This is a genomic window from Streptomyces flaveolus (assembly GCF_044765825.1).
GTDB lineage: Bacteria > Actinomycetota > Actinomycetes > Streptomycetales > Streptomycetaceae > Streptomyces > Streptomyces flaveolus.
The window spans coordinates 141,736-154,118 of sequence record NZ_JBIWKU010000016.1; the positions used below are offsets into that span (position 1 = coordinate 141,736).

Genomic DNA, 12,383 nt, shown 5'->3' on the forward strand with positions numbered 1-12,383 from the left:
ACAGGGGGTCCTTCAACCGAAGCGCGTCGCCGAGGGCCCCGCAACCCGGGGAGGGGCCTGCACGGAACCGCCCCCTTCGCCGTGCTCGCCGTGCGGACGGCCTGGGCACCGGTGTGGCGGGAGGAGTGGCCGCTCTTCTCCCTGTCGAGCGCGGTCACTGGGCGGCGATCTCCGCGGCCGCCGTGCTGCACCCGGTCAACCTGCGGATCACGTCGCAGCGTGCCGCCCAGCGCGCCCTGGGCTCGGCCGCCGGACTGCTGCTCGCCTTCGCGGCCCTGGCCGCGGGCGTCGAACCCGTGGTCCTGGCGGTGCTGATCGTCGTCCTGGAGTTCCTGCCGGAGTACGCCGTCGTCCGCAACTACGCCCCGGCCGTCGTCTTCGTCACGCCGCCGGCACTGCTGATGAGCGACCTGGCGGCTCCCGCCCCGGCCGGTGAGCTCGTCCTCGACCGCGTCCTGGGCAGCGTCGTCGGAATCGTCGGCGCCCTGGGGGTGCGCGCTGCTCGTCGTGCACGACTGCGCCGCGGTCCGGGTGGAGTGCGCGCCGGCCGGGTGCGAGCAGGACGCGGACCGTGCCGAACGGGTGCTCAGGAACCTCGCCGGGCCGCCGCCCGCCCACATCCCGGTAGCGCCGGCACCGGCCGTCGTGGAGCTCCGCGAGGCCGACGACGCCGCTTCCGGGGAACAGCGGCCGGCCGGGATCGACCCGGCCCTGCTCGCGACCACCGAGCAGCGTGCCTGTCGCCTGCTCGCCCGGCTGCACCGTCCCCCGGCCGTGAAGAGGACGTTTCCGTTTTCTAATGTCGAGCATTAATATGCGGGCATGGCGAGAACCTCCGGACCCGAGACCCGGGAGAAGCTGATCCGTGCGGCGGAGACGCTCTTCGCCGAGCAGGGCGTCCACGGTGCACAGTTGCGGGACGTCGTCGCCCTGGCCGGGCAGGGCAATCCGTCGGCCGTGCAGTACCACTTCGGCTCCCGCGCCGGGCTGCTGGACGCGGTCATGGCCGGCCGCCAGCAGCGCACCGAGCGGGTGCTCGCGCCGCTTCTGGAAGCGGCGCCGGACGAGGTGGCCGCGCTGGTCGGCGCACTGGTCACGGCGGAGGCCAGTGAGCTGCGCGACGACCGGGGCCTCCGGTGTCTGCGCATCTCCGCGCAGCTCAGCCATGAGAGCGGCGTCCGCGCCCGCACGCCCCACCCCACGCTCGCCGGCACGGCCTACTGGCGCCTGATCGAGCGGATCGAGGCCCGCCTGGCCGCCGACGGCCTGCCCGAGCCCTTGCTCCTGGAGCGCCTCGACCTGGCGCTCACGGTGGTGGGAGCCGCCCTGGCGGACCGCGCCCGGCAGTACCTGGACGGCACCGAACCGCTGACCGGCGAGGAGCTGTTCCTCGCCGACCTGGTCGGCACCACCACCGCACTGCTCCGGGCCCCGCGGCCCTGATCTCCCGGCCCCCCGACCGCCCGCACGACCCCGTGCGACCCCGAACGGCCCTGAAAGGACCTCTCATGAACGATCTCACCGGCAAGACCGTGCTGATCACCGGCGGCGCCCGCGGCCTCGGTGCCGAAGCGGCCCGCCAGGCGGTGGCCGCCGGCGCCAACGTGGTGATCACCGACGTGCTCGACGAGGACGGCAGGGCCACCGCCGACGCCCTCGGCGACCGGGCCCGCTTCGTCCGGCACGACGTGACCTCCGAGGAGGAGTGGGCGGCGGCCGTCGCCCACGCCGTCGCGGAGTTCGGCGGGCTGCACGGCCTGGTCAACAACGCCGGCATCTCCACCGGCACGCTCCTGGAGAACGAGTCCGTCGAGCACTTCCGCAAGGTCCTCGACATCAACCTGACCGGTGTCTTCATCGGCATGCGGACCGCCATACCCGCGATGAAGGAGGCCGGCGGTGGCTCCATCGTCAACATCTCCTCCGCGGCGGGCCTCATGGGCCTGGCCCTGACGGCCGGCTACGGCGCCTCCAAGTGGGGCGTCCGCGGGCTCACGAAGATCGGCGCGGTGGAGCTCGGCACGGCGGGGATCCGCGTCAACTCCGTCCACCCGGGCATGACCTACACGCCGATGACCGCCGCCGTGGGCATCGAACGGGGCGAGGGCAAGTACCCCAACACCCCGATGGGCCGGGTCGGGGAGGCCGACGAGATCGCCGGCGCGGTGGTCTTCCTGCTCTCGGACGCCGCCTCGTACGTCACCGGTGCGGAGCTGGCGGTGGACGGCGGCTGGACCACCGGCCCGACGGTGAAGTACGTCATGGGCCAGTAGGACGCCGCCTCACACGAGCTCGGGCCGCGGCTCCGTGGGGCTCGGCCCCGGTTGCGGTGCCGGCGCGGCCTTCGGCTCCCACTGCCCGGTCGTCCGCACGTAGCCGTGGATCACCGAGGCCATCGCCAGGACCAGCAGCGGCCCGAACAGCCACGGATGCCCGGCCATCTCCCTCGGCAGGAAGCGGTACGACACCAGCAGCGCGGCGAAGACCGTCGCGCCGTGGGTGACCAGCAGGGTGGCCGACCGGTCCCAGCCGCGTGCCAGCGAGCGCATCGCCGCCTCGACGGTGAGCGCGAACACCACACCGGCGACAAGGTCCGCGCCGTAGTGGTAGCCGAAGCCCAGCGTCGCGGTGAGGGTGGCGACCAGCCAGAACGTTCCTGCCCAGCGCATGGTCCGAGAACCCTTGCGGGTGTGGACGAAGAGCGTGGTGGCCCACGCCGTGTGCAGGCTGGGCATGCAGTTGCGCGGGGTGACCGCGTCGAACGGCATCGAGTGCGGGACGCCGACCGGCGGCAGCGTGCCGGGCCACAGGTCGGCCGCCGCCCAGGACCCGCCTTCGGGGCCGTAGGCGAAGACCGGTCCCACGACCGGGAAGAGCATGTACACGGCCGGTCCCAGCAGACCGATCATCAGGAAGGTGCGCACCAGGTGGTGGCGTGGGAAACGGCGCTCGACCGCCACATGGCGCAGCTGGTAGAGCCCGACGACGGCCGCTGCCAGCGGAAGCTGACCGTAGACCAGGTGCAGGGCGTGGCCGCTGACCGGCTGGGCGGCCTCGACGATCCGGCCGACCAGCCACGACGGGTTGCCCAGCGCGTGATCCGCGGTCGCCACGTACTGGTCGAGCACCGTCGGCCGGGTCTTGGAGGTGATGAGCAGCCAGGTGTCGCCCGTCTTGTGCCCGGCCACCAGCAGCAGCCCCAGCCCGACGCCCTTCAGGAGCAGCAGCCGCTCCCGGCCGGTGCGGCGCGTGACCGCGACGACCGCCCAGCCCAGGACCACCCACAGGGCGCCGTTGCCGAACTCCATGTCGGCACCGGCCGTCCACCGCACCAGCGCGAAGACGACGTCGACGGCGACCGCGACGGCGACCGAGACGAGCCGTTGCCGCCAGGTGAGCACCACCATCGTCAACGCCAGCCCGCCGTACAGCAGCGGCCCCGACGCCGGGGTGAAGATCACCTCGCGTGCCTGGTGGGTGATCGGCCCCGGCAGGCCGTAGTGGCGCGCGGCGCATTCCAGCACCACGAGAAAACCGAGGGTCGCCACACCCGCCGTGGCCCACAGCATCGTGCGTGGCCGGCGCCACGCGGCGAACACAGGAGCGCGGTCTGTCCGCCGGGGTATTCGAGGGGGAGTGGTTCTGTTCGGCATGGTCTTCCGGTGAAGAGCCGACGATCAGGGGGATCGTCGTGAGCTCGAACATGCTAGCGGCAAGCTGTGGGCGTCCTGTCGAGGGGAGCGCCGGTGCGCGCGGTGATCTCCTCGACGGTGACGCCCGGGGCGGTCTCCACGAGGGTGAGGCCGTCCTCGGTGACGTCCATGACGCCGAGGTCGGTGACGACGCGGTGCACGCAGCGCTCGCCGGTGAGGGGCAGCGTGCACTCCCGGACGATCTTCGGGCTGCCGTCCTTGGCGGTGTGTTCCATCAGGACGATGACGCGGCGCGCGCCGTGGACGAGGTCCATGGCCCCGCCCATGCCCTTGACCGTCTTGCCGGGGATCATCCAGTTGGCCAGGTCGCCGCTCTCCGACACCTGCATGGCACCGAGGACGGCGGTGTCGATGTGGCCGTACAGGGCGTCGATGAGGGCGGCGGGGGCGCCGGAGAGGCCGAAGCCGCCGACGGCGAGCGAGGCACCGTCCGCAATGTCGGCGACCGCCTCGGCGGCACTGCCGCGGACCTTGTTCACGTGCGGGGTTCCTTTCGGTCGGCGCCGGTGACGTACGCGGCCTCCTCGGAGGCCGGGAAGAGTGCCGTGCCGGCCGCGGCGTCGGCGTGGACGATGCCGCCGAGGGCGGTGCCGGAGAGCAGGGCCACCTTGTCCTCCGGCCGCCTCATCCGCCGGCCCCCGTCCCGAGCACGGCGTCGGAGACGGACTTGACGCCGCCGTGCGCGGTGAGGCCGCCGTCGACGGGGATCTCCGCACCGGTGATGAACGACGACTCGTCCGACAGCAGGAACACGACCAGCGGGGCGACCTCGCCGACGGTGCCGGTACGGCCGAGCGGGGTCTCCCGGACGTTGGCCGCACGGAACGCGGGGGCGGCCGAGGCGGTCATCTCGGTCTCGATGTAGCCCGGGTGGACGGTGTTCACACGGATGCCGCGCGGCCCGAGTGCGAGGGCGGCGGTCTTCGACAGGCCCCGCAGCCCCCACTTGCTCGCCGTGTAGGCCACCGGGTAGTGGGCGGTGAGCGCGGCGGAGGAGCCGACGTTGACGATCGAGGAGCCCGGCGGCATCAGCGGGCTCAGGTGCTGGATGCCGAGGAGCGGACCGGTGACGTTGACCGAGTGCACCCGCTCGAAGTCCGCCGCCCGCACGTCGCCGATCCGCGCCCGCCAGGTGATGCCCGCGTTGTTCACCAGGCCGTGGACCTCGCCGTACGCTCCCCTCAACTCGGCGGCCAGCGCGGCCCATTCGCCGTCGCTGCTGACGTCGAGGCGGCGGCAGTCCCTCTCGGGCGTCACATCGGTGGCGATGACCCGGGCGCCCTCGCGGGTGAGGGCCTCGGCCTCGGCGGCGCCCTGGCCGCGGGCCGCGCCCGTGACGACCACCACCTTGCCGAGCAGCCTCTTGGGGAGCAGGTCGCTCACGGCCGCTCCCGGGTCCGCCGCCGGCCGGCCGGAAGCGGTACGGGCGCCACACCGGGCACGACGGTGCTGGTCACGGTGCCGATCCCCTCGACGGTGAGGCCGACGGTGTCGCCCGGCTTCAGCGGCGGCGGGGTCCGCTCACCGCGCAGGCCCCACAGCTCGGCCAGGCAGCCGCCGTTGCCGCAGGTGCCCGAGCCGAGCACGTCGCCCGGCACGACTCGGGTGCCGCGGGAGGCGTAGGCGGTCATCTCCTCGAACGTCCAGCTCATGTTGGACAGCAGGTCCTCGCCGACCGTCTCGCCGTTGATCTCCGCGGTCAGGGACAGGCGCAGGAAGCCGTCGGCGTCCCGGTACGGCTCCAGTTCGTCGGCGGTGACCAGGTACGGGCCGAGGGTGGTGGCGGTGTCCTTGCCCTTGCAGGGGCCGAGGCCGACCTTCATCTCCGCCGACTGGAGGTCCCGGGCGGACCAGTCGTTGAAGACGGTGTAGCCGACGATGTGGTCGCGGGCCTGCCCGGGGGTGAGGTCACGGCCCTCGCGGCCGATCACGGCGCCCACTTCGAGCTCGAAGTCCAGCACGGCCGCCCCGGGCGGCATCGGAATGTCGTCGTGGGGGCCGTAGATCGCGTGCGGGTTGGTGAAGTAGAAGGTCGGCGCCGCGTACCACTGCTCGGGCACGCCGGCTACGCCGTCGACGGAGCGGCGTACGCCTTCGACGTGTTTCTCGAAGGTGACGAAGTCCCGTACGGACGCGGGCTGGAGCGGAGGAAGCAGCCGCACCTGGGAGACGTGCGGGCCCGGCGGGACGTCGAGCGCCTGCCGGCCGGCGGCGAGCAGCCCGGGCAGGCCGTCCGTCTCGCCGAGCAGCGTGGAGAGCGAGGAGACGCCCGGCAGCGGGAAGAGCGTGCCGTCCTCCTCCACGACGGCCACCCGGCGGCGGTGGCGTTGTTCGTAAGCGGCGAAACGCATGATGTCGCTCCTGGCGGAGAGGAAGGGGCGGAGAGAGGCAGGGGTGAACCGGGGACGCGACGGCGGGAGCCAGGGCGTGGACGCCACCGGCGCGTCCCCGGGGAGGGGGTGCGGGATCAGACCGGCGGGGCCACGAACACACCGTGGTCGGGGTCGTTGAAGGACTCCTTCGCGACCAGCTCGTTCATGGGGTTGGCGGTGCCCCACTGGTCGGTGACCTCGGGCCGGGAGAAGTCGTAGACGTGGGGGTGCCAGGTGTCCTCGTCCAGGCACTCCAGCTCGGTGGTGTACTCGACGGTGTTGCCGTGCGGGTCGAGGAAGTACGTGAACGTGTTGTCCCCGGCCATGTGCCGGCCCGGACCCCAGATCTTCTTGAAGCCCGCCCGCATGACCCGGCCCGAGCCGCGCATGTACTCGTCGATGCCGCGCATCTCGAAGGAGACGTGGTGCAGGGCGGTGTGCGGGCCCTGGGCGATGGCCATCGAGTGGTGCTGGTTGCTGATCCGCATGAAGTGCATGACCTCGCCCATGTGCGGCGAGCTCAGCGTGTCCGAGAGGGCGAAGCCGAGGTGGCGCTCGTACCACTCGCGGGTGCGGTTCAGGTCCGGGGAGTTGAGGACGACGTGGGAGAGCTTGACCGGGATGGACTCCTTCTCCTCGATCCTGCGGTGCTGCCTGACCTCGACATCGGCCGAGACCTCGATGGTGCGGCCGTCGACGTCGAAGAACCGGAAGCCGTAGCCGCCGCCGGGGGTGTCGACCTTGCCCGGCTGGGAGATCAACTGCACGCCGCCGGCGAGCAGTCGCTCGGCGAGGGTGTCCACGTCGGCGGCGGACGCGGCACCGTAGGAGACCAGGTCGAGGCGCTTCTCGCCGGCCTTGCGCAGCCGGACGACGTACTGCTCCGGGGAGCCCTCGGCGGCCAGGAAGGAGATGCCGGAGTCCTCGGCGACCTTGGTCAGGCCCCAGACGCCGGAGTAGAAGTCGAGCTGCTTGTCGTAGTCGGGCACGGCGAGGTCGACGTGCCGCAGGTGGGTGAGCAGGCGTGCGCTCATGGGATGGTCCTCCTCAGGCGGTGGCGAGGTTGAGCAGGGCGGCGGCGTTCCGGCCGCGTACGGCGTCGAGGTCGGCCCCGGACAGGCGCGCGGCGCGCAGGGCGCCGACCGGGTCCTCGGTGCCCATGTCGAAGGGGAAGTCGGACCCGAGGAGCACCCGGTCCGCCCCGGCGACCCGGACCAGCTCCCGCAGCACGTGCGGGTCGTGGACGAGGGAGTCGAAGTACAGCCGCTTGAGGTAGCTGCTGGGCAGGTGCGCGCAGCCGGCGCCCGCGTCCGGACGGGCCGACCAGGCGTGGTCGGAGCGGCCGATGTGCGTGGGCAGGTAACCGCCGCCGTGCGCCGCGACCAGCTTCAGTCCGGGGTGCCGGTCGAGCACCCCGGAGAAGATCAGGTGCGAGAGCGCGACGGCGTTCTCGGTGGGCTGGCCGACCGTGTTGGACAGGTACCACTGGTCCAGGCGCTCGTCGAGCGTGCAGCCGAAGGGGTGCAGGAAGACGATCGCGCCGGTCTCCTCGGCCCGGGTCCAGAAGGGCTCGTAGGCCGGGTCGGAGAGTTCCCGGCCCGGTGCGTGGCTGGAGATCTCCACTCCGGACAGGCCCTGCTCCAGGGCGTGCCCGAGGGCGTCCACGGCCGGGCCGGGGTGCTGCAGGGGCACGAGCCCGAGCCCGCGCAGCCGGTCCGGGGCGGCCGAACAGTGCGCGGCCGTCGCCTCGTTGGCCAGGCGGTACACCTTCTCGGCCGCCTCCTCGTCGGCCCAGTAGTGGTAGTGCGAGGGGGAGGGGCTGACCAGTTGCACGTCGACGCCCTGTGCGTCCATCGCGGCCAGGCGCACGGCGGGGTCGGTCAGCCTGGGGACGCGTTCGCGGACCATGGGTCCGCTGACGGCGAGGGCGGCGGGGCCGTTGCGCCGGGCGTCCAGCTCCCGTGCCCCGGCGTGGCCGGGCAGGCCCGCCACGAGCGCGTCGACCTCGGGCAGCAGGACGTGGGCGTGCACGTCGACGGTCGGAACGGTACGCGAGGTCACGGCAGCTCCCGGAGCATCGTCATGGTGCGGCCCATCAGCCCGGGCACGTCGGCGTCGCGCACTCCGTCCACTTGCCACCGGCCGATCTGCACCGACGCCTCGACGACGGGCCGGACACGGGGGACGCGTCGCTCGTAGTACGCCTGGAACAGCGCGTCGTCCCAGGTCCCGGTGGCGGTCAGCATCTGGGCCAGCACCCAGGCGTCCTCCAGGGACAGGGCGGCGCCCTGGGCGAGGGTGGGCGGGCAGCAGTGGGCGGCGTCGCCGACGAGGACGACCCGGCCGCGGTGCCAGGAGCCCTCCACCAGCATCCGGTCGAACCAGGTGTAGTTGACCTTCGCGGGATCGGTGATGTGCGCCGTGATCTCCGGCCAGTGGCCGCCGTAGGCGGAGGCCAGGCGACGCATCTCGTCGGCGTACGACTCGGCAGGTATCGAGGCTCGGTTCCGGTTGGCCTCGACGACGTACGCGTACAGGGTCGTCTCGCTGGTCGGGCAGTAACCGGCGATGTAGGCCGGGCCGCCGTAGGCGAGGTCGGTGCGGATCACGCCGGCCGGGCGCGGGGCCGCGACGCGCCAGATGGCCATGCCGGTCGGTTCGGGCTTCGCCCTGATGCCGATCGCGGCGCGGGTGCCCGAGCCGAGGCCGTCGGCGGCGACCACGAGGTCGTAGCGGCGCTCGGTGCCGTCGCTGAGGCGTACGCGGACACCGTCGGCGTCCTGGTCCAGGATCTCGGCGGTGGTGCCGAGGCGGACGGTGGCGCCGCTCGACCGGACGGCCTCGATCAGGATCTGCTGGAGCCGGGGGCGCTGCATGCCGACGGTGGCGGGCAGGTCGTCGCCGCCGGTGCGCAGGTCGTCCTGGACGTGCAGGACGGTCCCGTCGGGGGCGGTGATGCCGACCGAGCCGAAACCGAAGCCGGACGCCTCCACCCGCTCCCAGACACCGAGTTCGCGCAGCACGCGCAGGGCGTTGCCCTGGAGGGTGATGCCGGAGCCGGCGGTGGCGTTCCAGTCGTCCTTGGCCTCGATCAGGTCCACGGCGAGACCGGCGCGGCGCAGCAGAATCGTCACGGCGTTGCCGGCGGCGCCGCCACCGACGACGAGGACCGTGCGGGGCTGGGTCATGAAGAACTCCTTCGTTCCTCGGTCTACTTGACCGCGATCGGGTTGACGGGCGAGCCGACCGCGCCGGTGATGGGCAGGGGCGCCGCGGTGAGCCAGAAGGCGTACGCGCCGTCGGCCGCGCAGTCCTCGGCGAGGGCGTCCAGGTCCCACATCTCGCCGATCAGCAGCCCGATGTGCGGGATGGCGACCTGGTGCAGCGGCTGGAAGGCGTGCTCGAACTCGTTCGGGCGGACCTCGAAGCCCCAGGTGTCGGTGGCGATCGCGGCGATCTCGGTGCCGTGCAGCCAGCCGGCCGTGGTGAACGACAGGCCGGGCGCGGGGCCGCCCGCGTAGTCGCCCCAGCCTCCCCCACCGCCTTCGGCGTGGGGGGACCCCCATCGGCGCACCCGGGACAGCTGCCCGGTGCGCACCAGCACGATGTCGCCGCGCCCCACGGTCACGCCCTGGGCCCGCGCGGTGGCGGTGAGGTGCTCCTCGGTGATGGCGAAGCCGTCGGGCAGTTCCCCGTTCTCGCCGACCGCCCGGCCGACGTCCAGCAGCACACCGCGTCCGGCGACGTGCGGGGCCATGTGCTCGATGCCGGTGACCAGGTCGCCGTCGGAGGTGACGACCTTCTCCGCCGGGCGCCCGTTCCACGCCCTGCCGTGGTCGAAGATGTGGCCGAGCCCGTCCCACTGGGTGGAGCACTGCAACGGCATGGCGATGACGTCGTCGGCGCCGCCGATGCCGTGCGGGAAACCCTGGTTGCCGAGCGCGGCGTCGGTGCCGGTGTCGAGCATGGTGTGCACCGGGTTGGTGCGCCGGCGCCACCCCTTCTGCGGGCCGTTCATGTCGAACCGCTGGGAGAGGGAGAAGCTGACACCCCGCCGGACGAGCGCGGCGGCCTCACGACGCCCCGCCTCGTCGAGGAAGTTGAGCGTGCCGAGGACGTCGTCCTCGCCCCAGCGGCCCCAGTTGGAGTACGCCTTCGTGGCGCGCGCTATCGAGCCCTCGGGGTCGGTGCGGTCCAGTGTCACCGGGAGACCTCCGCCACACAGCGGGTGCGCTGGACACCGAGTCCGGTGACCGAGCCCTCCATGACGTCGCCGTCGCGCAGCAGCCGGCCCCAGTGCATTCCGTTGCCGGCCGGGGAGCCGGTGAGCACCAGGTCGCCGGGCAGCAGCCGGGCGGTCTGCGACGCGTAGGACACCATCCGCGCCACGTCGAAGATCATGTCCTTGGTCGACTCGTCCTGCATGGTCTCGCCGTTCAGCTTCAGCGTCAGCCGCAGGTCGCCCGTGTCCGCGACCGATCCGGCCGGCACGATCCAGGGGCCGAGCGGTGTGAAGCCGGGCGCGTTCTTGCTGCGCAGCCAGTCGGTGCCGATCTGCGGCATGTCCCGGCGGAAGACCGTGGCACGGTCGGTCAGATCGTTGGCGATCGTGTAACCGGCGACATGGCCGAGGGCTTCCTCGACGGACACCCGGTGGGCGGGCCGGCCGATGACCGCCGCCAACTCCAGTTCCCAGTCGGGCTTCTCGGCCCACGCCGGGAGTACGACGTCGTCGTAAGGGCCGGTGATCGCGCTCGGCAGGCCGATGAAGACATAGGGCAGGTCCTCGGCCGCCCGCCGGTCCATGATCTCGGCCGCCTCGGCGCGCCGCTCCTCCTCCGGCCGGTCGTCACCCGGGGCCCGGTGCGCGACGTGCAGGTCGATCACGTGCTGCCGGTAGTTGGCCCCCGACTGGAAGACCTGCCGCGGCTCCACCGGCGCGTGCACGCGGAAGCCCGCCAGCGGCAGGCGGGGGAGGCCGCCGTCGGCGGCGAGCGTCCGCAGCCGCGGCAGGACCGTCTCCCAGTTCTCCAGCAGGTCCCGGACGGCGAGCTGTTCGTCGCCGAGGGCGGCGCGCAGGTCGAGGACCTCGGAGTCGGGAGTGACGAGGGCGGGGAAGGCCGGCTCGTCCGGGGCCGAGAGGGTGGCGAGGGCGAACGGACCGGCGAAGAGCGCGGACACGGGTTCGGGTTTCACGGACATGTCCTCCTGATGACGATGGGACTAATCTGGACCCGCCACCCGTGATCAGGGAAATCGATTCCGTGGATGACGCACATCCACCGCGTCAATGAGCGCTGGTCGGGGCCGTACAGCAAGAGGAAGACCCGTGAATCTGAGCCGCCTGGACCTGAACCTCGTCGTCGCCCTGCGCGCTCTGCTGGAGGAACGCAACGTCACGCGCGCAGGCCAGCGCGTCGGCCTCAGCCAGCCCGCGATGAGCGCGGCCCTGGCCCGGCTGCGCCGGCACTTCGACGACGACCTGCTCGCCCGCGTCGGCGGGCACTACGAGCTCACCGCCCTCGGCCAGGTCCTGCTCGACCGCACCTCCACCGCGTACGCCGTGCTCGAACGCCTCTTCGCCAGCCAGGCCGACTTCGACCCGGCCGGGGAGAGCCGTGAGTTCAAGCTGGTCGCCTCCGACTACGCCGTCGCCGTCTTCGGCACCGAACTCGCCCGGGTCGTGCACGAGGAGGCCCCCGGCATCCGGCTGCGCTTCGCGCAGACCCCGCCCACCGTGGTCGACGACACCGCCACGCTGCTGAGCGCCACCGACGGACTGCTCATGCCGCACGGCGTCATCAGCGACTTCCCGGCCACCGACCTCTACCAGGACCGCTGGGTGTTCCTCGTCGCCGACGACCACCCGAGCGTCGAGGAGCGCCTCACCCGGCAGGACCTGGCCCGGCTGCCCTGGGTCACCTACCAGCGGACCTACGACGCCCCGGCCGTGCGCCAGCTCGGCATGCTCGGCGTCGAACCCCGGGTGGAGGTCTCCGTCGACAGCTTCCAGCTGCTGCCGCTGCTGGTGGCCGGCACCCGGCGCATCGCCCTGGTGCAGGCACGCCTCGCACGCCTTCTCGCGCCGATCGCCGCCGTCCGGGTGCTGGAACCGCCGTACGAGGCGGTGCCGTTGCAGGAGGCGATGTGGTGGCACCCGGTGCACACCCACGACGCGGCCCACATCTGGCTGCGGGAGACCGCCGCGCGCGTCGGCAGGCGCATGAGCGACGCGAACGAGGGGGACGGCCGGCCCTGAGCGGCAGGCATCCACGCGACGGATCGGCCGGGTCGGCCG

The 12,383-nt window shown here is 72.7% G+C and carries 13 protein-coding genes and 2 pseudogenes; 5 read left to right on the top strand and 10 right to left on the bottom strand.

Annotated features, from left to right (window positions below; genetic code table 11):
- Nucleotides 1-125: 125 nt before the first annotated feature.
- The 4 genes and pseudogenes from ACIRG6_RS35015 to ACIRG6_RS35030 form a co-directional block, all read left to right on the top strand.
- Nucleotides 126-428: pseudogene (locus ACIRG6_RS35015) on the top strand (FUSC family protein); the annotation flags it as partial.
- A gap of 4 nt (nucleotides 429-432) precedes the next feature.
- On the top strand, nucleotides 433-813 hold the full coding sequence (locus tag ACIRG6_RS35020) for a hypothetical protein (RefSeq protein WP_403325899.1): 381 nt from the start codon (nucleotides 433-435) through the stop codon (nucleotides 811-813).
- A gap of 9 nt (nucleotides 814-822) precedes the next feature.
- The gene (locus tag ACIRG6_RS35025) at nucleotides 823-1,443 is read left to right on the top strand and encodes a TetR/AcrR family transcriptional regulator (RefSeq protein WP_364824640.1); all 621 of its coding nucleotides are present in this window, start codon (nucleotides 823-825) and stop codon (nucleotides 1,441-1,443) included.
- Between the two features lie 65 nt (nucleotides 1,444-1,508).
- A complete protein-coding gene (locus ACIRG6_RS35030) occupies nucleotides 1,509-2,273 on the top strand; it encodes a glucose 1-dehydrogenase (RefSeq protein ID WP_350724120.1) in 765 nt (254 codons plus the stop codon).
- Nucleotides 2,274-2,282: 9 nt separating this feature from the next.
- On the opposite strand, the gene ACIRG6_RS35035 is transcribed toward ACIRG6_RS35030, so the two are convergent.
- The 10 genes and pseudogenes from ACIRG6_RS35035 to ACIRG6_RS35080 all read right to left on the bottom strand — a co-directional run bounded on the left by ACIRG6_RS35035 (nucleotide 2,283) and on the right by ACIRG6_RS35080 (nucleotide 11,287).
- Nucleotides 2,283-3,569, bottom strand: coding sequence for a phosphatase PAP2 family protein (locus tag ACIRG6_RS35035; RefSeq protein WP_364684352.1), 1,287 nt, complete (start codon nucleotides 3,567-3,569; stop codon nucleotides 2,283-2,285).
- 137 nt (nucleotides 3,570-3,706) lie between these two features.
- A pseudogene (locus ACIRG6_RS35040) lies at nucleotides 3,707-4,171 on the bottom strand (CoA-transferase); the annotation flags it as partial.
- A gap of 17 nt (nucleotides 4,172-4,188) precedes the next feature.
- A complete protein-coding gene (locus ACIRG6_RS35045; protein WP_403325797.1) occupies nucleotides 4,189-4,341 on the bottom strand; it encodes a hypothetical protein in 153 nt (50 codons plus the stop codon).
- A complete protein-coding gene (locus ACIRG6_RS35050) occupies nucleotides 4,338-5,096 on the bottom strand; it encodes an SDR family NAD(P)-dependent oxidoreductase (RefSeq protein WP_403325800.1) in 759 nt (252 codons plus the stop codon). The genes ACIRG6_RS35045 and ACIRG6_RS35050 overlap by 4 nt, the downstream gene beginning before the upstream one ends.
- Nucleotides 5,093-6,064, bottom strand: a complete 972-nt coding sequence (locus tag ACIRG6_RS35055; protein WP_403325803.1) for a fumarylacetoacetate hydrolase family protein — start codon at nucleotides 6,062-6,064, stop codon at nucleotides 5,093-5,095. The genes ACIRG6_RS35050 and ACIRG6_RS35055 overlap by 4 nt, the downstream gene beginning before the upstream one ends.
- A gap of 116 nt (nucleotides 6,065-6,180) precedes the next feature.
- Nucleotides 6,181-7,119: a VOC family protein gene (locus tag ACIRG6_RS35060; RefSeq protein ID WP_403325810.1), complete on the bottom strand. Its 939-nt coding sequence runs from the start codon at nucleotides 7,117-7,119 to the stop codon at nucleotides 6,181-6,183.
- Between the two features lie 13 nt (nucleotides 7,120-7,132).
- Nucleotides 7,133-8,146, bottom strand: coding sequence for an amidohydrolase family protein (locus ACIRG6_RS35065; protein WP_403325813.1), 1,014 nt, complete (start codon nucleotides 8,144-8,146; stop codon nucleotides 7,133-7,135).
- Nucleotides 8,143-9,273: an FAD-dependent oxidoreductase gene (locus ACIRG6_RS35070; protein WP_403325817.1), complete on the bottom strand. Its 1,131-nt coding sequence runs from the start codon at nucleotides 9,271-9,273 to the stop codon at nucleotides 8,143-8,145. Before ACIRG6_RS35070 ends, ACIRG6_RS35065 begins: the two co-directional genes overlap by 4 nt.
- Before the next feature lie 23 nt (nucleotides 9,274-9,296).
- Nucleotides 9,297-10,289, bottom strand: coding sequence for a cyclase family protein (locus ACIRG6_RS35075; protein ID WP_364824621.1), 993 nt, complete (start codon nucleotides 10,287-10,289; stop codon nucleotides 9,297-9,299).
- Nucleotides 10,286-11,287, bottom strand: coding sequence for a fumarylacetoacetate hydrolase family protein (locus tag ACIRG6_RS35080; protein WP_403325820.1), 1,002 nt, complete (start codon nucleotides 11,285-11,287; stop codon nucleotides 10,286-10,288). The genes ACIRG6_RS35075 and ACIRG6_RS35080 overlap by 4 nt, the downstream gene beginning before the upstream one ends.
- A gap of 127 nt (nucleotides 11,288-11,414) precedes the next feature.
- Here ACIRG6_RS35080 and ACIRG6_RS35085 point away from each other — a divergent pair, with 127 nt between their 5' ends.
- Complete coding sequence (locus tag ACIRG6_RS35085; protein WP_364824617.1) at nucleotides 11,415-12,344, top strand: LysR family transcriptional regulator; 930 nt, start codon at nucleotides 11,415-11,417, stop codon at nucleotides 12,342-12,344.
- The last annotated feature ends 39 nt before the right edge of the window (nucleotides 12,345-12,383 follow it).